Raw genomic sequence first — 19,582 nt, forward strand, 5'->3', positions numbered from 1 at the left:
TAACGAGATGGATAGCCTGTTTATCATCACCGCCATAATCGTGATTCTCGCACTTAGCTTCGACTTCATCAACGGTTTCCACGATACAGCGAACTCGATCGCGACTTCGGTGTCGACTCGTGCTTTGAAACCACGTCATGCCATCATCTTGGCTGCATCGATGAACTTCCTAGGTGCAATCACGTTCACTGGAGTCGCAAAAACGATCTCTGGTGACATCGTTGACCCGTCAACACTTGAACATGGTAGCTACGTCGTCATCGCTGCCTTGATTTCAGCCATTGCCTGGAACCTTTTGACTTGGTACTTCGGTATTCCGTCAAGTTCTTCGCATACACTGATCGGTTCGATTGCTGGTGCTGCTGTTGCCTCTGTTGGATTCGGAGGAATCGAAGCAAAAGGCTTCTTGAAAATCGTTCAAGCCTTGCTCATTTCACCAGTACTCGCATTCACACTCGGTTTCATCGTTTATGCAATCTTTAAAGTCATCTTCAAAAAAGGAAACTTGGCGAAGACGAATCGTCGCTTCCGTCATGTTCAAATTGCAACCGCTGCTTTGCAGTCGTATACACACGGTACGAACGACGCACAAAAAGCGATGGGGATCATCACGCTTGCTTTGATCTCATCTGGTTATCAAACGGATCACGAAGTTGCGACTTGGGTTAAACTCTCATGTGCGATCGCAATGGGTCTCGGAACATCTGTCGGTGGATGGCGGATCATCAAGACCGTTGGTGGTCAAATCATGAAAATCCGTCCGGTCAACGGGGTTGCAGCTGACTTAACATCAGCAGCAATCATCTTTGGAGCGACAGCGATTCATCTTCCGGTTTCGACGACACACGTCATCTCTTCTGCCATCTTGGGTGTAGGTACATCACACCGTAAGAAAGGTGTAAAGTGGGGAACAGCACAACGCATGCTCATTACATGGGTCATCACATTGCCGATTTCAATGGCTTTCGCTGCCTTGATCTACTATATTCTTGACTTCTTATTCATTAAATAAGTACTTGCCCCGCCTACTCAAAAGAGGTGGGGTTTTGTGTACGTCAGAAGCGTCGATAGTTGTTGTTTTTCCCATAATTCGCTATGATGAAGAACAAGAAGGATTGTCTATTTCTTTAGGAGGAATGCCCCATGACAAAACGTAAAGCCTTAACGATTGCTGGTTCCGACACGAGCGGTGGAGCTGGTATTCAAGCTGATTTGAAAACATTCCAAGAACTTGGTGTCTATGGAATGAATGCTTTGACGGTCATCGTCGCCCAAGACCCTGATCACTCTTGGCACCATGCGGTTTACCCAATCGACACAGAACTCGTCCGGACACAAATCCACACGGTCCTTGGAGGTATTGGTGTTGATGCGATGAAGACGGGTATGCTCCCGACTGTCGAGATCATTGAAGCCGTAGCTGAGAAAATCAAATCATCCGGCGTTCAAAACGTCGTGATCGATCCTGTCATGGTCTGTAAAGGCGAAGACGAAGTACTGAACCCTGATACGGCAAACGCACTTCGTGATGTCTTGACACCACTTGCGACGGTCGTCACACCGAACGTCTTCGAAGCCGGACAACTGTCGGGTCTTGGTAAAACACCAGCAACGATCGACGAGATGAAACTTGCAGCAGCGCGGATTCATGAAAAAGGTGCGCAATACGTTCTTGTCAAAGGTGGCAGCAAGATTGACCATCCACAAGCAGTTGACGTGCTTTATGACGGAAAAGAGTTTATCCTGATTGAGGACGAACGAATCGAGACACCGTACACGCACGGTGCTGGCTGCACGTACTCTGCAGCAATCACGGCCGAACTCGCAAAAGGTGCATCGGTAGAAGCTGCTGTCCGTACAGCAAAATCTTTCATCACTTCCGCGATTCGTCATTCATTCCGTTTGAATGAATACGTCGGACCAACTGACCACGCTGCACATCGTACAGTCCAGTCTTGATCCGCTTAAGAAGTCCGCGATATCCGCGGACTTCTTTCTGTATAGGAGAGGAGAAAAGTTTATGCAAGCCATTGATTTACAAGAAATACAGCGTTATATCGACGAACATGCGAATACACCGTTATATGTACACGTCGAGACGACGAACGGTGCCTACGCGACGCACCAAGATCCAACTTTCCATAGCGCAGGGATGTTTTTCCGTAATGCGGAAATCACTTACGAACGTGGTCTGATCACAGGAAACGGACCTTACCGGATCGGTTTGAAACTTGCGCACGGCTGGTTATACGGTGAAGGATTGACTGACTTCGAATTTGCTGGGGATCAATTGTTGATTGCCGGTCACGATATCGAAGGACGTCTTGCGATTGCTTTTGAACTTAGCCCGACACCATTCGCTCAAGGTGCAGAGGAGGTAGACGCATGACACACGAAGATCATTTACTCGTCGTCTTCCCTCACCCGGATGACGAAGCTTTCAGTTCTGCCGGTACGATCATCGAACACGCTGAAAACCGTGGTCCTGTCACTTACGCTTGTCTGACACTTGGTGAGATGGGACGTAACATGGGACGTCCTGTCTTTACGAACCGGGAACAGCTCGCAACGATTCGTAAACGCGAGTTGATTGATGCTGCTGCAAAAATGAAGATTTCGGATCTCCAAATGTGGGGACTTCGTGATAAGACCGTTGAATTCGAGGATGAAGCAGCACTTGCTGACCGTATTCTTGCCTTGATTCAACAGACACGACCAACTCGTTTGATTTCGTTCTACCCGGGTTACGCGGTCCATCCCGATCATGAAGCGACAGCTCGTGCCGTCGTTCGTGCCCTTCGGATGATGGATCCTACTGATCGTCCAGAGTTCCTTGCGGTCGCTTTCGCGAACAATACGAAAGAAGAGCTCGGGGAAGGAACGTTCATTCATGATGTCAGTGCCTATACGGATCAAAAGATCAAGGCACTAGAAGCGCATGCTTCACAAACAGGTGGTCTGATGAAAGTCATCTCGGAAGATTCGAACATTCGAGATCTACTCGTCAAAGAACGCTACTATCACTATCCGCTTTAATCTTCTTACAAGAGATGCGTACCGTCCGATTGACGATACGCATCTCTTTTTTTGTCTTCATCAGAAAACGTCGACTTTTTCAATGGCTTCTGCTAGTGTGAATAGTTGAGACTATGTCTCCGGAGTTCGTAACCTCCTCCGTTACAAAAACTAGGAATGGAAGTGTACATTATGAAAAACGAACGTGCTCTTGTCGTCTTTAGTGGCGGCCAAGACTCAACGACTTGTTTGTTTCAGGCATTGAAACAATACGAAGAAGTCGAAGTCGTGACGTTTAATTACGGACAACGTCATGCACAAGAACTCGAAGTCGCACGCGACATCGCCTCTGAGCTCGGTGTCAAACACCATGAGCTTGATCTCTCTCTTCTCAGTCAACTGACGAGTAACGCCTTGACTGACCACAGCCAAACCATCACGACGAATGAAGATGGTCTTCCTTCTACTTTCGTAGATGGACGAAATCACCTGTTTCTTTCGTTCGCAGCCGTCCTTGCGAAAGGACGCGGAATCCGTCATATCGTCACTGGCGTATGTGAAACGGACTTTTCCGGTTACCCTGACTGCCGTGATGCCTTCATCAAGTCACTCAACGTGACATTGAACCTTGCGATGGACTATCCATTCGTACTTCACACGCCACTCATGTGGCTCGACAAAAAAGAGACGTGGGCGCTTGCCGATTCGCTCGGTGCGTTTGATTTCGTTCGAAATCGCACGTTGACGTGTTACAACGGCGTCATTGGAGATGGTTGTGGCGAATGCCCGGCCTGTGAATTACGGAAAAATGGCTTAGATGCATACATCAAGGAGGTTCAACACACATGACATTCAATTACGAAGCACCTGAAACGGTCGAGCGCCCGACTGGCGACTCGCTTATCTATACGAAATCCCGCGTTATGATCGTAAAAAAATTAACGTTCGACGCAGCACACCACCTATATGATTATGATGGAAAATGCCGTGCCCTTCACGGTCATACGTACCATGTCGATATGGGGATCAGTGGTTTTCTGGATCACCGCGGTATGACACTCGATTTTGGTGATCTCAAAAAAATCTTCAAAACACATCTCGAACCACTATTGGATCACCGCTACCTGAATGAATCGTTACCATACATGAATACGACAGCTGAAAACATGGCGGCTTGGATTTTCGAGACGCTCGGACAACACCTTCCGGATGAGCGTGGACTTCGTGTCGAATTCGTCAAGCTCTATGAGACACCGACTGCTTTTGCTGAAGTCCGTCGTGAGTGGATGAACGAAGCATGAGTGCCTTAACGAAAACACCAAAAATTCCGGTTCTCGAGATTTTCGGACCAACATTTCAAGGAGAAGGACGATCGATTGGTCAAAAGACGATGTTTGTCCGGACCGGCGGTTGCGACTACTCCTGTTCGTGGTGTGACTCCGCCTTCACATGGGATGGTTCTGAAAAACCTGAACTCTTGACGGCAGAGACGATTATAGAACGTCTTGATGCACTCGGCTCTTACGGACATGTCACGATTTCTGGTGGGAACCCGTTACTTCATGCTTCGATCGGCACACTGGTTGCGGCACTAAAAGAACGAAACATCACGATGTCCGTCGAGACACAAGGCTCCTACTGGCAAAATTGGTTGCTTGATATCGATGACGTCACACTTAGCCCTAAACCACCTTCAAGTGGGATGAAGATTGATTTCGATCGCTTGGATGTCTTTTTTAAACGTTTACCGGAACAACAGCGTGCCGTTAAAATCGTCATCTTTAATGAGGAAGACCTCGACTTCGCGGCGATGATTTCAGAACGATATGCGCTAAAGACGCTTTATCTATCGCTCGGTAATCCTGATCCGCACGAAGAAGGAACGATCGCTCCACGCATGCTACACGATTTAAAAACACTTTGGGAACGCGTCGCCCGTGATGAGCGCTTCAATCATGCGCGCGTCCTACCACAACTACACGCCCTCGTTTTCGCGAACGATCGTGGCGTCTAAGGAGAAATGATTTATGCGCCCTGAAGATTTAAACGACTTATCGTTACTCGGCCAAAAAGCCGTTCCATACATTTTTGAATACCAACCCGAAGTACTCGAAGCATTCCCGAACCGTCACCCGGAAAATGATTACTTCGTGAAATTCAATGCACCAGAATTTACGAGTCTTTGCCCGATCACGAATCAACCGGACTTCGCGACGATTTACATCTCGTACATCCCGGACGAAAAACTCGTCGAATCAAAATCACTGAAGTTGTACTTGTTCAGCTTCCGTAACCACGGTGATTTTCATGAGAACTGCATCAACGTTATCGGAAAGGATCTCGTGAAATTGATGGAACCTCGCTATCTTGAAGTATGGGGCAAATTCACGCCACGCGGTGGAATTTCAATTGATCCGTACTACAATTATGGGAAGCCTGGTACAAAATACGAACAAATGGCAGAGCACCGTTTATTCAATCACGATCTCTATCCTGAAACAATCGATAATCGTTAAGACGACTAAAAGAGGGACAAGGGGAAATCCCTTTGAGACTGAAGACAAAGTGCAATTTTTCTCTAACGAGAAGGATTGCGCTTTTTTGTTCGTCTCGAATCGTTTTCCTAGGACAAGCATCGCGCCGCTTCACTTCGCTGCAGGGTCGCTCTTGCTTGTTTTTCCCAAGGAATCGATGCCGAGTGAACAAAGCGCTTCTCTGATTGTTCTTTCGATATAAAAAAATGACGCGTTACACGCCACTCCTACAGGAAAAAGCGCGATTTTGCGCTGTCAGAGACAAACAAGACCCGTTTTTCTGCTCGAATAGAGTGGGAAAACTGGCTTGTGTCTCGCCTGAGGAAAGGGCGTGAAAAGACGCGTCATTTTTTGAGTCAGCCCATTTGTCTACAATCTACAAGAAGAAATCCCTTTATTCCTCCTTTTTGATGCCCATCAACTAGATGGAAGGTCGATCAAGGACGGGCTATCATGCTGACGGATGACCTCAGGTGGCCAGATATGCCGAATTAAGTGATCCGAAGGGACATGTAAGACACGGGCCAGTCGCTCAATCATTGAAAATGAGGGATGGGCAATGCTACTTTCAATACGCTGGATCATCTCAGGTGTCGTCTCAGTTAACTCTGCTAATGTATTTTGATCTAACTGATGACGTTCTCGTAATGTACGAATCCGCTGTCCGTACTGTCCGATCGGTTGAATCCCTTCTTTCATCCGCTTCAAACATCCTTTCTTCTTTTAAAACTAAACAACGTTCACTGTAGTCTTATTCCCACTTTTTTAAAATCTGAATACCTTTCCGAACTATCAATTTCTAATCAAAATAAAATTTCAAATATTTTTCTTGTAAAACACTAGCTTTTTAAAAAGTTATCGCTTACAATTCTATATGCAAACGGTTGCATTAATCGCTTACATTATTGCACTGTTCTTACACACATATTAGAGAAAAAGAGATACAAAAGGAGTGAATGATCTTGAAAAATGCTATTTCGTTCGATTTTTGGCAAAAACTCGGTAAAGCCTTGATGGTCGTCATCGCGGTTATGCCTGCTGCAGGAATCATGATCTCGGTCGGGAAACTGATCGGCATGTATGGAGGCGATATCGCGTTAATGCAAACGATTGCTCGAATCGTTGAAGATTTAGGTTGGGCTATCATTACGAACCTTCATGTCTTATTCGCCGTCGCGATTGGTGGGTCATGGGCAAAAGAACGTGCTGGTGGTGCGTTCGCAGCGTTACTCGCCTTCATTTTGATCAACCGTGTCACAGGAGCTATCTTCGGTGTCAACGCTGACATGATCGCGGACCCAAAAGCAACGGTCGATTCATTGCTTGGTTCTGAGCTCATCGTAAAAGATTATTTCACTTCAGTTTTAGGGGCACCTGCTCTCAACATGGGAGTATTCGTCGGAATCATCTCTGGTTTCCTTGGTGCCGTTCTCTTTAATAAATTTTATAACTTCAGTAAATTGCCAGATGCGCTTGCATTCTTCAACGGAAAACGTTTTGTACCATTCGTCGTCATTGGTGGATCAGTCGTTGCAGCATTCGCCTTATCACTCGTTTGGCCGTTCGTTCAAGGCTTATTGAATGACTTCGGTCGCTGGATTGCCTCTTCACGTGATTCTGCACCGATCATTGCACCGTTCGTATACGGTACACTCGAGCGTCTATTACTTCCGTTCGGTCTTCATCACATGTTGACTGTCCCGATGAACTACACGGAACTCGGTGGAACGTACAAAATCCTGACAGGCGCCGCTCAAGGATCGACAGTTGCTGGTCAAGATCCGCTTTGGTTAGCTTGGATCACTGACCTTGTTAACTTAAAACAAGCCGGTAACACACAAGGATACAATGACTTAATCAACAGTGTCGTTCCTGCTCGTTTTAAAGAAGGACAAGTCGTCACATCACTTGCTTCATTGATCGGTATCGCTGTCGCAATGTACATGTCAGTTGATGAAGATAAGAAGAAAGCATACAAACCTGTCTTCTTATCTGCTGGACTTGCAGTTTTCTTGACAGGTGTCACGGAGCCAATCGAATTCATGTTCATGTTCATCGCTCCTGTTCTTTACGTCATCTATGCTGTGCTCACGGGTGTTGCTTTCGCACTAGCAGATGTCATGCATCTTCGGATTCACGCATTCGGTGCGATCGAACTCTTGACGCGGATTCCATTGATTGCAAAAGCTGGATTAATTGGTGATTTAATTCGTTTCATCGGTGTCTGTGTGTTCTTCTTCTTCTTGAACTTCTTCACGTTCCGTTTCGTCATCAAGAAGTTCAACTATGCGACACCAGGTCGTAACGGGAACTATCTTGACGATATCAACGTATCTACAACTGAAGCTTCAGGTGAGGCTGCTGCGACATCAGCTCCTGCCGACGGTTCGCAAGCTTCACAAATCATCGATTTGCTTGGTGGACAGCAAAACATCGAGGACGTCGATGCCTGCATGACGCGTCTTCGTGTCACTGTCAAAGATCCAGCGCTTGTTGCAAAAGAAGCAGACTGGAAAGCAAACGGTGCACTTGGTCTGATCCTTAAGAACAATGGCGTGCAAGCCATCTACGGTCCAAAAGCCGATATCTTAAAATCAGATATCCAAGACCGGATCGGCGCATAAACCTGCGAGATTAGGGAACTACCTAAAGGTGAAGCTCTTTTATAAGAGTTTCACCTTTCTTATTTGAAAAATCAGGAGGACCACTCATGCGTCTACTCACACTAAACTGTCATTCGTGGCAGGAAGAACAGCCACTCGAAAAATTAAACCAGATCGTTCAACAAATTCTCGCTCAAGATTATGATGTCGTCGCACTGCAAGAAGTGAGTCAATTGATGGATACACCCATCGTCTATGACGATGTGCGCAACGATAACTTTGCCTATTTGATCCAGCAAGCGTTAAAAGAACAAGGTCAAACCTACTCCCTAGTCTGGGATTTTGCTCATATCGGCTATGATAAGTATGAAGAAGGACTCGCTCTTTTGACGAAACACCCAATCTTAAAATCGGACAGTTATTATGTCAGCCGCAGTCAAGATACATTCGATTGGAAATCGCGAAAAATCGTCCGTGCGACGATCCAAGTCGACGGTACACCGATTACGTTCAATACATGCCATCTTGGCTGGTGGGCAGATGAAGTCGAACCGTTCCAAGAACAATTCAATCATTTGATGGCCCGGATGGATCCACTCGAATGGACATTCTTCCTCGGTGATTTCAACAACGATGCTTTAGAACGAAATACAGGTTATGACTATATGATGCAACGGGGATTACACGACGTCTTCCTGCTAGCTAAGGAAACGGTCGGAATTGAGACGATCAATGGCAACATCGATGGATGGGAAGACAATCAACAAGGATTGCGGATCGATCTCGTCTTATCGAATCGGAAAATTGACGTCGAACGCGTCGGGGTCGTATTCGATGGGATTCACGGTCCCGTCGTTTCAGACCACTACGGTGTTGAGGTCGATATTCAGATTCAAAAAAATGAACATTAAGTATTGACAACGCTTTCTTTCCTCCTTTAAGATGAAATCAAATCAATAGTGCGGATTGTGACAGTACGGCTGGCAAGACCGAAATGACACCTCGTTAGGAGAGGTGTTGTTCGGTCTTGCCTTTTTTTGTCTCATTCAGCACGTTTCATGAAAAAGGAGGACTTTTCCGATGGATTATCAACAAACTGCTAAACGTGTGCTCGAACTCGTCGGCGGACGCGAGAACATCATCACTGCTGCTCATTGCGCGACGCGTTTACGTCTTGTCTTGCATGATGAATCAAAGGTCGATCAAGCAGCACTTGAAGACTTAGATGGTGTCAGCGGCGCCTTCTCAAGTTCTGGTCAATACCAAATCATCTTTGGAACCGGTACCGTCAACAAGGTATTTGCTGCGTTTGCACCACTTGCCGGTGTAAAGGTCGATGGAGAAGAACCACTCGACGTTAAAAAGGCTGCATCGCAAAAATTAAATCCGTTCGCCCGTCTTGCCCGCTCGCTCTCGAACGTCTTCGTTCCACTCATTCCGGCAATCGTCGCAGCCGGTCTCTTGATGGGATTACTCGGTATGATCAAGGCCTTCGGTTGGGTTGACGGTGATTCACCGATCGTCCAACTACTGGATATGTTCTCGTCTTCTGCCTTCATCATCCTACCGATCCTGATCGGTTTCTCGGCAGCCCGTGAATTCGGTGCGAACCCGTACCTCGGTGCCGTCATCGGGGGGATCATGACACACCCGTCCCTCTTAAACCCTTGGACGCTCGGTAATAGTGATCCGGAAGTCATGAAGTTCCTCGGAATGAACATCGAGTTGATTGGTTATCAAGGAACGGTCTTCCCGGTTCTCTTAACCGTTTGGGTCATGGCAAAGATTGAACAACAAGTCCGGAAACGGACACCCGAAACGCTTGACTTACTCGTGACACCGTTCGTTACGGTTCTCGTCACTGGATTCCTGGCATTGATCGTCATTGGTCCGATCGGAACGTTACTCGGAAAAGGCATTTCATTCGTACTCGTCTTCTTCTATGAACAGTTCTCAGTCGTCGCCGGTCTTCTCTTCGGTGGACTTTATTCGACAATCGTCATCACAGGGATGCACCATAGTTTCCATGCGATTGAAGCAGGATTACTTGCAGATAAGAGTATCGGAAAGAACTTCCTCTTACCGATTTGGTCGATGGCGAATGTCGCTCAAGGTGGTGCCGGACTTGCCGTTTACTTCTTGACGAAGAACGTTAAACTCAAAGCACTCGCCCTACCGTCTGCGTTCTCAGCATTTCTCGGAATCACAGAACCCGTCATCTACGGTGTCAACTTACGTCTTGGAAAACCATTCATCGGTGGTGCCATTGGTGGTGCGATCGGTGGCGGTTATGTCGTCTTGACACAAGTCGCTGCGAACGCTTATGGATTAACTGGAATTCCGATGATTGCGATCGTCGCGCCACTCGGTGCGTCAAACTTGATCAACTATCTCGTCGGGTTCGCCATTGCAGTCGTCACTGCTTTCATCTCGACTGTCGTCTTGATGCGTCTCGATGCACGGAAACAAAAAGAAACGGACGTTGCTGCTTAATCCTTCATGCGACCAAACCGAGTCCTCGGGCTCGGTGGTCGCATTTGTCGGTTCGCAAAGCGCTGAAGTTCGCTTTATAATAAAAGAAAAGATCGGAAAGGAGGACGTCAGGCTGATTATTCATAAGATCCTCAATAACAACGCTGTTGTCGTCAAAGAAAATGGACAGGAACGCATCGTCATGGGACCAGGCATTGCTTTTGGAAAAAAGAAAAAAGATCCGATTCAAGCGACGAAGATCGAAAAAATGTTCATCCCTTCATTTGAAAATGCAGAACAGTTCAAAGAGATTCTGACAACGACACCACTTGAGATCATTGATTTATCGGAACGCATCATCTCACATGCAGAAGGTGAGCTCCAAACGCCGTTTCATGACTATATTCACGTCAGTCTGACGGACCACCTTGCTCATGCCGTACGATTAGCACGTGAACAACTCGTCGTGCATAATCGATTGGCAGAAGAGATTCGCCTTTTGTATGGACCGGAGTATGCGATTGGAGAATGGGCAGTTCTTGAGATCGAGCGTGCCTTACAGGTCACGCTACCGAAAGAAGAAGCTGCGAACATCGCGCTTCACTTATACAATGCACGCCAAACGCATCCGAATATGGCCACTGCGTTGCAGACGGTTACGTTACTCAATGAACTACGTGAACAGATCGAAGTCTTTTTTGGACAAACGATCGAGACCTCATCGATGACGTATTATCGTTTCTTTACGCACATGAAATTGGTCCTCGCCCGGATTGAACAAGGAGAAACCTTACACGACATGGATGATGTGATTTTATCTGCCGTCAAAACACGTTATGCTGAGGCTTATGCCTGTGCGAGTCAAATGGGCAATTGGTTGACTGTCGAACTCGATACACGTGTACCTGAATCAGAAATCGGCTATATGGCTTTACACATCGAACGGATTCGTCCGGATCTTGAAAGGAGTTCTACGTATGAAAATCTTTAGTTTAGGGGAAGCATTGATTGATTTGATTCCTCTTGATGCTGAAAACATGACGTTTCAAAAAAATCCTGGAGGTGCTCCTGCCAATGTCTCTGTCGGACTCGCTCGATTAGGCGCTGATAGTTATTTTCTTGGAGCTGTCGGTGATGATTCGATGGGACACTTCTTGAAAGATACGTTACATCATTATGGTGTTCGTACCGATCATCTCGTCCACGATTCGACGCAAAAAACAGGACTTGTGCTCGTTACGAACGGTCAGGATGGAGAGCGGTCGTTCGAGTTCATCAACGCGGAGCGCGCTGATATGCAATTCCACGAAACACATGTACCGGAGGATTTCACGTCCGTCGATTTATTACACATCGGTTCGATCTCTTTGATCACTGGAGAATCCGTCAACGCGACACGAAAAGCCATCGCACGTGCAAAAGCGCACCAAGTACCAGTCTCTTACGATCCGAACTTACGAGAGTCGCTATGGCCGAATCTTGACGAAGCGCGGACGACGATCCGGTCTGTCCTACCGGATGCACAAATCGTCAAACTTGCTGAGGAAGAATTGACGTTTCTAACTGGACAAACGAATCTTGATGACGGGACTGCTGAATTGTTAGCTGAATATCCGATTCGTCTTCTTGCCATCACGCGAGGAAGTGAAGGATCGATTCTCTATACGGATCGTGCGATGGCTGTCATCGATGCGATTACGGTCGACGCAATCGATACGACAGGAGCTGGAGATGCCTTCATGTCCGGTTTACTCTACCAGTGCGCGTTACGCGATTTTTCGTTTGATTGGTCTGAAGATGAACTTCGCGACATCGGTCGATTCGCAGCGATTTCAGGCGGACTTGCTGCTTCCGTCAAAGGAGCGATGGCTGCTTTGCCAACGCTCGACGAAGTCGCTCATCGCTTGAATTGAATCGATGACTCAGTAGAAATAAGGATGGAGAGATTCCGGACCCAGTGCCAGAATCTCTCCATCCTTTTCATTTGATTGATGAGTCGTTTATTCACTAGAGAATTGATTAAGGTGTATCGATAAATCGTTTGATTTCATCTAACGACTCGTCCTGTTGTTCTTTTGGCGTTAATGAGCTGCTGTTATCCCCTTTTTGTCGACCGTACATACCAAAGTTCGCATGGTTCCCTTGCTTGATTTCATGGAATATGGCATCTTTTCGAACGTCCTGTTTACTTTTTTCGATATCAGCGACTGGTAAGACACCATCTCGTCCACCATAAATCGTCAACGAGGGTACATCAATCGAATCAATCGGATAGGACGCTAGGAAAACGATTCCTTTAATTTTCGGATGTTGTTCGACGATCGTCGAAGCTGCGCTTCCACCGAGCGAATGCCCGATCAGATACCACTTTTTGACCTGCGGATACTCCTCGATGACATCGAGTCCTTCGCTTGAGTCAAGCAACGCAATCCGAAACGGTAGCTTCGGGATGACGACGAAGTGCCCGTCTTTCGCTAGTTGCTTGCCGTAATAACTGTAGGCCGCTGCATCGACTTTTGCCCCTTGATAAAAGATGAATCCGACGTCACTCGTCTTTTTTCCAAATGTCACTTCACGTGGTGTAGCTGTCTCCACGTAAGATATCGCTTGGGGAGATGCATCATAATCGAACTGCGCCCAGATCATGAATGCAAATACGAGCAGTGCCAACAGCGCAGCAATCGTTCCAATGATTCTTATACTCCATTTTTTCATTTCATTCCCTCCCGTTACCGTTATACCCCACATTATGTGTTAAATCACATATGAAAACAAATATTAGAATTTTCAGTCATTGTAAGCATCCCTATCGCTTTTTCATGAATTGGTTTAAGATGAAACCAATATTGTTTTTTCGAAAGGAGATTCACGTTTTGCCGCGTACCCTTGTGTCTACGATTCAATGGTTTTTATTCATCATCTGTACTAACATTGCCCCGCCCCTTGCCATCGCAGCATCGTTTGAACTCTCGGGTGCCGAGACGCTTTCCTTCTTATCTCGTTGTCTATTCGTATTTGCCATCTTAAGTCTCTTTCAAGTCCTGCTCGGACACCGTCTACCGATCATGGAAGGTCCTGCTGGAATTTGGTGGGGTGTATTTGCCCTCTATTCGTCGATTGGTGTCACATTGTACGGCAGTTATTCAAACACTTTACAGTCGCTTGGATTCTTACTCCTACTCAGCGGTATCATCTGTATCGTCTTGACGATGACGGGTGTATTACGGCGCTTAGTCCCTCTTTTTACACCGCAAGTCATCGGTGTCTACATGCTACTGCTGTCGGCACAACTGTCCGGATCCGTTATGAAAGGATTGCTCAATATCGAGGATGGACGAATTCAAGTATTACCTGCCGTCATCTCGATTCTGACGGTCTTGATCTCGCTTTATTTAGAACGAAGTGATCGCTTACGCCAGTACGCTTTATTAATCACGCTACTCGTCGGTTGGAGCATGTTTGCATTGATCGGTCGTGCCGAGATGCCAAGTTTCGATGGTCCACTGTTCACTTTACCGAGTTTATTGCCGTTCGGCGGTATTCATGTCGACTGGAGCTTATTACCGACAGCTCTCATCATCTCGTTGTTGTTAATGACGAACGTCTTAGCGAACATCAAGGTCATCGAACGGATCATCAGTGCCAAGCGTGGTGAAACCGTCAAAGGACAAGTCGGAACAGCTGGTATCACGGCTGGTATCGGACAACTCTTCGCTGGTCTGTTCGGTACGGTGGGTCCTGTCGCCATTTCCGGAACGGCTGGGTTCATTGCTTCAACAGATAACACGGACCGCAAAGCGTTCGTCTATGCGAATATCACGTGTCTCTTCCTCAGTATCGTGACACCATTCGTCGGATTGATCGCTAAAATCCCCGTCGCTGTCGGTTATGCGATGGTCGCACCGATCGTTGCCGGAATGGCAATCATCGGCGTCACGGAAGCAGCCCGCGACTTGAATCGTCAAACGGCGATGATCACGGTCGGTCTCCCGGTCCTTGTCGGCATCGGTGCGTTGTTACTACCAAAAGGAGCAACGGCCGATTTACCGCCACTCGTGACGACCCTGATGTCAAACGGTCTCGTCCTCGGAACATTGGTCGCCTTGCTCGCAGAAGGGTTACGCCATATCCGGACGAATGATTAATAAAAAGACGCTTTCTCGATTGAGAAAGCGTCTTTTTTCATGCATCAGCGAATACCGCGCATGTATTTTTGAAGTTTTGGTGCGAAAGCGAACAAGAGTAATCCGAAGATGACGGCAACGATACCTGTGATACCGAAGTACAAAATCTCCGTGTCATTCGTGTAGTATTTAACGATTTGTGCGTTGACCGCTTGACCTGTTGCGTTCGTCAAGAACCACAGACTCATCGTTTGCGCTGAGAAGGCTGCCGGCGCCAGTTTTGTTGTTGCCGATAGACCGACTGGTGACAAGAAGAGCTCACCGATGACGACGAGGAAGAAGCTCAGTGCAAGCCAGAGTGGACTAACTGACGTCTCCACACCGAACAGGATACCTGGTAGTGTCATGACGATGAACGAAAGTCCGGCGAACAGAAGACCAAACGAGAACTTTTGCATCGTCGTTGGTTGACGGTCACCGAGTTTGACCCAGAAGCTCGCAAAAACAGGTGCTAATACGATGATGAAGAGCGGATTCAACGATTGGAAGAATGCCGGCTGAATCTCGAATCCTAAGAATGAAAGGTTCGTCCGTTCACTTGCGAAGATGGAGAGGACGTATGAACCTTGTTCTTGGATTGCCCAGAAAATCGCTGCTGCGATGAAGAGCGGAATATACGCAATCAAACGTGAGCGCTCATCATCCGTGATCTTTGGACTACGAAGCATGACTGTGAAGTAAGCGATCGGAATCAAGATCCCGAGAATCGTGACCATTAAAGTAAAACGAGAAATCGTCAACAGTCCTGTCATCGATGCAACGACACCGAGTACCGCAACGACGACGACAACGATTGATGCGATCGTGATGAAGCGTTTTTTCTCGTCCCCTTTTAATGGGTTCAAGACATACGTACCCGCTTGACCAAGGTTTTTCTTTTTCGTCAAGACGAAGACGACAAGTCCTGCGAACATCCCGATGGCAGCGAGTGCGAAACCAGCGTGATATCCACCGCGGTCAGCCACTTCACCGACGACGAGTGGTGAGAGGAATGCCCCAGCGTTGATCCCCATATAGAAGATACTAAAACCAGCATCGCGGCGGTTATCCGTCTTGCTGTACAAATCACCGACGATATTCGATACGTTCGGTTTCAAGAAACCAGTACCGATAACGATAAGTCCCATCGAGATGAAGAGGGCTGTAATGCCTGCTGGTAAAGCAAGGACGATATGCCCTAGCATGATCAAGATACCGCCATAGAAGACGGTGCGTGACGTACCGAGTAAACGGTCAGCTACCCATCCCCCAATGATCCCTGACATGTAGACGAGCGAACCATAAACGGCCATGATTGACGCAGCTGTCGTCTTATCGATACCTAGACCACCGTTGGCAACTGAATCGTACATATAGAAGATAAGGATGGCACGCATGCCATAGTAGGAGAAACGCTCCCAAAACTCAGTGAAGAAGAGGGTGAACAACCCTTTCGGATTCCCGAAGAATCCTTTTTGCGGAACGGTCTTATAGACCTGATCGCGATCAAACTCTGCCATATGATCGGCTCCTTTCATCAATCCTAAATAAGTGCATAATCCATCATCTTTTCCCGCTTTCCCCAAACGATAAGCGTGACGAAACAGATAGGATACGAATACACTGTTTTGCCTGAATTGTCTCACTTCTTTTTTTATATATGAGACAGCACTTTACCATTCAACCGCAAATCATTTGACGAGTCAAATATTATTTACGTTACAAGAATAACAAAAAGAGCAGTCGACTACTCGACTGCTCAGGATTGCATCTGTTTCGATTCGATGATTGTAATTCCAGGCGGTGCATGTAACGTTTCACGGATCATCGCCGCAGCGACTTGACCAGCTTCGATCGGAGCAATGGCGCTCCGCTTCAACAAGGGGCGTAAGACCGTCGAAATTTTCGCAGCCGCTTGTTCGCCTAAGCGGAATTCATCTCGATCCCCTAATAACAAGGATGGTCTAAAAATCAATAACGCGTCATATCCGAGTACACGTAATCCGTTTTCCGTGTCCCCTTTTACGCGATTGTAGAAGGTTTTGGCATTCGGATGGGCACCGAGCGCCGAAATTAAGGCAAATCGTGTCGCCCCGAGGTCTAACAATTCACGGCCAAGTTCAATCGGATATGTGTAGTCAACCTGACGAAATGCCTCTTGTGATCCTGCTTGTTTGATCGTCGTGCCCAGTGCACAATAGACATGGTCGACGACAGGTAGTTCAATTTCTGTCACACGATCAAAATCAATCACCCATTCTTCCAATTTCGGATGAAAACGGCGCATCGGGCGGCGAACGAGAACATGTACCTCGCTATACGTATCTTCTGCCAACAAACGATCGACGAGTTCTTGTCCGACTAGACCAGATGCTCCTAAAATTGCTGCTCTCATACGTTTCTCCCTCCTTCATGCTGTCGACCAATTGGTACGAAATAGGAACGGTTTCCAGTAATCCGTTCTCCGGCACGTACACCAATCGCACTTGGTCTTCCTCCTAAAATAAAGACACCATACATATACGCGACTTCTCCCTCTTCCTGAAGTGAGTACGTCGGTAATTCTTGATACGCTTGATAAACAGCCGGTTGATCACGAAACGTATGCTGTTCATTCTTTAGCATGATATGTCCTTGTCCATCATGGACCGTCACGGTATCTCCTTCACGCCCGAAGATTGGTTTTTTAACGAATAATCGCTGGCTTGAAATGAATGGATCAGCGGATAAGTACGTCGGTAAAAAGTAACGCGTAATCGTCATATGGTCCGTTTCGCTCAAGTACGGATGATTGGCTTCATGCAACATCCAGATCAATGCAAGAACCGACTTAGCTTGCATTAAAAAGGCAGACGGCGGGTTGATGATTTCGAGTCGACCCGTCTCGACGAGTTGCAGGAGTAATTGTCCTAAATTTCTTCCGTCCTCATCCCGGTCAAGTAAGGCCATCTCGATCGGAAAGGTTTGACGATATAAGATATCGATTCTTTTACCAGCCTCATCGTACAGACCTTCTTCCGGACGAATCTCTAATGCATGAAGTGGACAATAGGTCGCATCACTCCAAAACGACTGCAAATACTCAGCCGTCAATCGATCCTCGATGTGGTCACCATGTGAGGTGAAGACGACATGCGGATGCTGTTTCGTCCGATGTATCGCGGCTTCGATCGCACGACGGACAGTTGCCTTCAGCCATTTGTTTTCCCCATCGTTGACCCGTTCAAAACCTTGTTTTTCCGCTACGACATCATTGACTTCAAATACTTCTTTAATGAAAGTCGGCGTATCCGCGTTCCATTCCATGAGTGAGATACGATCTGCCGTCGCAATGAAATCAAAGCGTCCGATGACGGTCAACGGTCGCATCGTCTCGAGTCGCAAAAAAGCGAGACTTTCAACTGGAAAGCCCAGCTCGAGCAGTGCCTCATCATCCATCGATCGAAGAATCGGAAGTACTTTTTCAAATATCTTGTAAACTTCTTGCGCCGCGATATGCAGTTGGTCGATTCGTTCGTCCGAGATGGGCATGATTTCCGTCACAGCGTACGGTTCCCCGTCTAGCACATCCCAAAAACGATCGATGTCTCCGTAAAAGGTTTGTCGTCTATTCATCCGCCGAAAAAGCCGGAAGATGAGCCTGTTCCGAATCCCTTTGTCTTCGTGTTATAACTCTTTACTTCTTTTGATTTCGGCGTATACCCTTTTGTTCGCATCGCACTATGCATCAAGGCACGTGATGCGAAATAACTACCGCCCCAGTAATAGTATCCTGAATGGGTTGATGAACTATCATCACAGTACCAAACGCCTTCATCATTATCATACTCATAGTCATCACAATCCGGATCATCTGGTCGTTCCGCTCGTGCATCATCCGATCCACACCCACTCAGTGTCGTTCCGATCAACAGTGTTGCAGCTAGTGTCGCTTGTTTCATCCAATTCACCGTCTCAGTCCCCTTTCCTTTTACTCTCGTTATGGATAGTATACGCTTTTTTGGAGAGAAAAGTTTCTTTGTTCTGTCGGAACTTTTTTTCCTTCAATGTGGTAATAGTATCTATAGAACGAAAAGGAGGATTTACGCATGTCACTTGCCTACTACGTTGAAGAAAATGGTGAATTCCATCCGATCTATCAATATGATCGTTATGCGATCGAACCGGAAGAGATCATTGCCCACCAACTCTGCGAATTCCATATCATCGAAGGACATCAATACGAGCTTCGTTCCAATGAGATGGCAGGTGAATATGATCAATTGATCGTCGACCACATTAAAGCATCACCACGTGCGACAGAAGAACGCGTTTATCCACCGCATCAAATTCATATAGAGTTCAGACAGTATTTATCTGACAGCGCGCAACCGCTCTTAAAGACATCAACGGTTCCGAATCACGTCCAAGCGATGCGTTTTTTGATCAAGGACAAGATCGAAGTCGAAGGCCACGGTGTGTTTGAGCGTGACAGCTGTGAAATCGATATCGACCGGAATTGTTACGTCGTCTATCTTGCCGATACACTTTGAGATGTAAAATCAGGTCTCTTCATTTCCAAGAGACGTTTTTTTTGGCATACTAGAAAGTAAGAACGAATCAATCGAGGTGAACGAACATGAGTGAACAACCAAAAAAACTATCATTGCAAGAGGCAATGATTGAACGCTTGAAAGCAAAAAAACAAGCGCAAACAAAACGTCCGACTGGCTTACAAGGAACACAAACGAAACAATTGACGAGCCAACAGACGAAAAAAGCAAACAACCAGAAAAAACGGACAGGCGTCTAAGTC

Annotated in this window: 22 protein-coding genes; 16 read left to right on the forward strand and 6 right to left on the reverse strand. The window is 46.8% G+C overall.

Annotated features, from left to right (window positions below; all coding sequences use genetic code 11):
* Positions 1-7 precede the first annotated feature (7 nt).
* From KNQ11_RS13695 to queF, 8 genes are all read left to right on the forward strand, one after another.
* Positions 8-1,012, forward strand: coding sequence for an inorganic phosphate transporter (locus KNQ11_RS13695; RefSeq protein ID WP_023469719.1), 1,005 nt, complete (start codon positions 8-10; stop codon positions 1,010-1,012).
* A gap of 131 nt (positions 1,013-1,143) precedes the next feature.
* On the forward strand, positions 1,144-1,959 hold the full coding sequence (gene pdxK, locus KNQ11_RS13700; RefSeq protein WP_023469720.1) for a pyridoxine/pyridoxal/pyridoxamine kinase: 816 nt from the start codon (positions 1,144-1,146) through the stop codon (positions 1,957-1,959).
* Between the two features lie 61 nt (positions 1,960-2,020).
* A complete protein-coding gene (locus KNQ11_RS13705; protein WP_029342921.1) occupies positions 2,021-2,389 on the forward strand; it encodes a YojF family protein in 369 nt (122 codons plus the stop codon).
* The gene (gene bshB2 / locus KNQ11_RS13710) at positions 2,386-3,036 is read left to right on the forward strand and encodes a bacillithiol biosynthesis deacetylase BshB2 (RefSeq protein ID WP_149428016.1); all 651 of its coding nucleotides are present in this window, start codon (positions 2,386-2,388) and stop codon (positions 3,034-3,036) included. The genes KNQ11_RS13705 and bshB2 overlap by 4 nt, the downstream gene beginning before the upstream one ends.
* 171 nt (positions 3,037-3,207) lie before the next feature.
* A complete protein-coding gene (gene queC, locus KNQ11_RS13715) occupies positions 3,208-3,864 on the forward strand; it encodes a 7-cyano-7-deazaguanine synthase QueC (protein ID WP_023469723.1) in 657 nt (218 codons plus the stop codon).
* Entirely contained in the window at positions 3,861-4,316 is a 456-nt protein-coding gene (gene queD, locus KNQ11_RS13720; protein ID WP_023469724.1) for a 6-carboxytetrahydropterin synthase QueD, read from the forward strand. The genes queC and queD overlap by 4 nt, the downstream gene beginning before the upstream one ends.
* Positions 4,313-5,029 (forward strand): 7-carboxy-7-deazaguanine synthase QueE, encoded by a 717-nt coding sequence (gene queE, locus KNQ11_RS13725; RefSeq protein WP_023469725.1) that lies wholly within the window; start codon positions 4,313-4,315, stop codon positions 5,027-5,029. The genes queD and queE overlap by 4 nt, the downstream gene beginning before the upstream one ends.
* A gap of 13 nt (positions 5,030-5,042) precedes the next feature.
* On the forward strand, positions 5,043-5,531 hold the full coding sequence (gene queF, locus KNQ11_RS13730) for a preQ(1) synthase (RefSeq protein ID WP_023469726.1): 489 nt from the start codon (positions 5,043-5,045) through the stop codon (positions 5,529-5,531).
* Between the two features lie 435 nt (positions 5,532-5,966).
* On the opposite strand, the gene KNQ11_RS13735 is transcribed toward queF, so the two are convergent.
* Positions 5,967-6,248, reverse strand: coding sequence for a helix-turn-helix domain-containing protein (locus tag KNQ11_RS13735; RefSeq protein ID WP_023469727.1), 282 nt, complete (start codon positions 6,246-6,248; stop codon positions 5,967-5,969).
* Positions 6,249-6,505: 257 nt separating this feature from the next.
* Here KNQ11_RS13735 and KNQ11_RS13740 point away from each other — a divergent pair, with 257 nt between their 5' ends.
* From KNQ11_RS13740 to KNQ11_RS13760, 5 genes are all read left to right on the forward strand, one after another.
* A complete protein-coding gene (locus tag KNQ11_RS13740; RefSeq protein WP_023469728.1) occupies positions 6,506-8,173 on the forward strand; it encodes a PTS transporter subunit IIBC in 1,668 nt (555 codons plus the stop codon).
* A gap of 86 nt (positions 8,174-8,259) precedes the next feature.
* Entirely contained in the window at positions 8,260-9,063 is an 804-nt protein-coding gene (locus tag KNQ11_RS13745) for an endonuclease/exonuclease/phosphatase family protein (protein WP_023469729.1), read from the forward strand.
* A gap of 169 nt (positions 9,064-9,232) precedes the next feature.
* Positions 9,233-10,645, forward strand: coding sequence for a sucrose-specific PTS transporter subunit IIBC (locus KNQ11_RS13750; RefSeq protein ID WP_023469730.1), 1,413 nt, complete (start codon positions 9,233-9,235; stop codon positions 10,643-10,645).
* 127 nt (positions 10,646-10,772) lie between these two features.
* A complete protein-coding gene (locus tag KNQ11_RS13755) occupies positions 10,773-11,615 on the forward strand; it encodes a PRD domain-containing protein (RefSeq protein WP_231681717.1) in 843 nt (280 codons plus the stop codon).
* A complete protein-coding gene (locus tag KNQ11_RS13760; RefSeq protein ID WP_214772264.1) occupies positions 11,602-12,537 on the forward strand; it encodes a carbohydrate kinase family protein in 936 nt (311 codons plus the stop codon). Before KNQ11_RS13755 ends, KNQ11_RS13760 begins: the two co-directional genes overlap by 14 nt.
* A gap of 106 nt (positions 12,538-12,643) precedes the next feature.
* Here KNQ11_RS13760 and KNQ11_RS13765 read toward each other — a convergent pair whose 3' ends face one another.
* Complete coding sequence (locus KNQ11_RS13765) at positions 12,644-13,339, reverse strand: alpha/beta hydrolase (protein ID WP_214772266.1); 696 nt, start codon at positions 13,337-13,339, stop codon at positions 12,644-12,646.
* A 158-nt stretch (positions 13,340-13,497) separates the two neighbouring features.
* On the opposite strand from KNQ11_RS13765, the gene KNQ11_RS13770 reads away from it, so the two are divergent.
* Positions 13,498-14,769 carry a purine/pyrimidine permease gene (locus KNQ11_RS13770; protein ID WP_023469734.1) on the forward strand — a complete coding sequence of 424 codons (1,272 nt, stop codon included), beginning with the start codon at positions 13,498-13,500 and terminating at the stop codon, positions 14,767-14,769.
* A 44-nt stretch (positions 14,770-14,813) separates the two neighbouring features.
* On the opposite strand, the gene KNQ11_RS13775 is transcribed toward KNQ11_RS13770, so the two are convergent.
* The 4 genes from KNQ11_RS13775 to KNQ11_RS13790 all read right to left on the reverse strand — a co-directional run bounded on the left by KNQ11_RS13775 (position 14,814) and on the right by KNQ11_RS13790 (position 18,728).
* The gene (locus tag KNQ11_RS13775; RefSeq protein ID WP_023469735.1) at positions 14,814-16,307 is read right to left on the reverse strand and encodes a peptide MFS transporter; all 1,494 of its coding nucleotides are present in this window, start codon (positions 16,305-16,307) and stop codon (positions 14,814-14,816) included.
* Positions 16,308-16,546: 239 nt separating this feature from the next.
* Positions 16,547-17,182 carry a Rossmann-fold NAD(P)-binding domain-containing protein gene (locus tag KNQ11_RS13780; protein WP_149428020.1) on the reverse strand — a complete coding sequence of 212 codons (636 nt, stop codon included), beginning with the start codon at positions 17,180-17,182 and terminating at the stop codon, positions 16,547-16,549.
* Positions 17,179-18,402 carry a glutathionylspermidine synthase family protein gene (locus KNQ11_RS13785; protein ID WP_149428021.1) on the reverse strand — a complete coding sequence of 408 codons (1,224 nt, stop codon included), beginning with the start codon at positions 18,400-18,402 and terminating at the stop codon, positions 17,179-17,181. Before KNQ11_RS13785 ends, KNQ11_RS13780 begins: the two co-directional genes overlap by 4 nt.
* Positions 18,399-18,728, reverse strand: a complete 330-nt coding sequence (locus KNQ11_RS13790) for a hypothetical protein (RefSeq protein ID WP_035395686.1) — start codon at positions 18,726-18,728, stop codon at positions 18,399-18,401. The genes KNQ11_RS13785 and KNQ11_RS13790 overlap by 4 nt, the downstream gene beginning before the upstream one ends.
* A 147-nt stretch (positions 18,729-18,875) precedes the next feature.
* Here KNQ11_RS13790 and KNQ11_RS13795 point away from each other — a divergent pair, with 147 nt between their 5' ends.
* Together KNQ11_RS13795 and KNQ11_RS13800 are read left to right on the forward strand one after the other, a co-directional pair.
* A complete protein-coding gene (locus tag KNQ11_RS13795) occupies positions 18,876-19,319 on the forward strand; it encodes a hypothetical protein (protein ID WP_058704372.1) in 444 nt (147 codons plus the stop codon).
* 86 nt (positions 19,320-19,405) lie between these two features.
* Positions 19,406-19,579, forward strand: coding sequence for a hypothetical protein (locus tag KNQ11_RS13800; protein WP_023469740.1), 174 nt, complete (start codon positions 19,406-19,408; stop codon positions 19,577-19,579).
* Positions 19,580-19,582: the final 3 nt, after the last annotated feature.

This window comes from Exiguobacterium sp. s39 (assembly GCF_018618925.1).
Classification (GTDB): domain Bacteria; phylum Bacillota; class Bacilli; order Exiguobacteriales; family Exiguobacteriaceae; genus Exiguobacterium_A; species Exiguobacterium_A abrahamii.

Bases quoted from the DNA above. Each gene is read 5' to 3' on its own strand.
- KNQ11_RS13695 (WP_023469719.1), top strand. From the start codon at position 8: ATGGATAGCCTGTTTATCATCACCGCCATAATCGTGATTCTCGCACTT.
- pdxK (WP_023469720.1), top strand. From the start codon at position 1,144: ATGACAAAACGTAAAGCCTTAACGATTGCTGGTTCCGACACGAGCGGT.
- KNQ11_RS13705 (WP_029342921.1), top strand. From the start codon at position 2,021: ATGCAAGCCATTGATTTACAAGAAATACAGCGTTATATCGACGAACAT.
- bshB2 (WP_149428016.1), top strand. From the start codon at position 2,386: ATGACACACGAAGATCATTTACTCGTCGTCTTCCCTCACCCGGATGAC.
- queC (WP_023469723.1), top strand. From the start codon at position 3,208: ATGAAAAACGAACGTGCTCTTGTCGTCTTTAGTGGCGGCCAAGACTCA.
- queD (WP_023469724.1), top strand. From the start codon at position 3,861: ATGACATTCAATTACGAAGCACCTGAAACGGTCGAGCGCCCGACTGGC.
- queE (WP_023469725.1), top strand. From the start codon at position 4,313: ATGAGTGCCTTAACGAAAACACCAAAAATTCCGGTTCTCGAGATTTTC.
- queF (WP_023469726.1), top strand. From the start codon at position 5,043: ATGCGCCCTGAAGATTTAAACGACTTATCGTTACTCGGCCAAAAAGCC.
- KNQ11_RS13735 (WP_023469727.1), bottom strand. From the start codon at position 6,248: ATGAAAGAAGGGATTCAACCGATCGGACAGTACGGACAGCGGATTCGT.
- KNQ11_RS13740 (WP_023469728.1), top strand. From the start codon at position 6,506: ATGATCTTGAAAAATGCTATTTCGTTCGATTTTTGGCAAAAACTCGGT.
- KNQ11_RS13745 (WP_023469729.1), top strand. From the start codon at position 8,260: ATGCGTCTACTCACACTAAACTGTCATTCGTGGCAGGAAGAACAGCCA.
- KNQ11_RS13750 (WP_023469730.1), top strand. From the start codon at position 9,233: ATGGATTATCAACAAACTGCTAAACGTGTGCTCGAACTCGTCGGCGGA.
- KNQ11_RS13760 (WP_214772264.1), top strand. From the start codon at position 11,602: ATGAAAATCTTTAGTTTAGGGGAAGCATTGATTGATTTGATTCCTCTT.
- KNQ11_RS13765 (WP_214772266.1), bottom strand. From the start codon at position 13,339: ATGAAAAAATGGAGTATAAGAATCATTGGAACGATTGCTGCGCTGTTG.
- KNQ11_RS13775 (WP_023469735.1), bottom strand. From the start codon at position 16,307: ATGGCAGAGTTTGATCGCGATCAGGTCTATAAGACCGTTCCGCAAAAA.
- KNQ11_RS13780 (WP_149428020.1), bottom strand. From the start codon at position 17,182: ATGAGAGCAGCAATTTTAGGAGCATCTGGTCTAGTCGGACAAGAACTC.
- KNQ11_RS13785 (WP_149428021.1), bottom strand. From the start codon at position 18,402: ATGAATAGACGACAAACCTTTTACGGAGACATCGATCGTTTTTGGGAT.
- KNQ11_RS13790 (WP_035395686.1), bottom strand. From the start codon at position 18,728: ATGAAACAAGCGACACTAGCTGCAACACTGTTGATCGGAACGACACTG.
- KNQ11_RS13795 (WP_058704372.1), top strand. From the start codon at position 18,876: ATGTCACTTGCCTACTACGTTGAAGAAAATGGTGAATTCCATCCGATC.
- KNQ11_RS13800 (WP_023469740.1), top strand. From the start codon at position 19,406: ATGAGTGAACAACCAAAAAAACTATCATTGCAAGAGGCAATGATTGAA.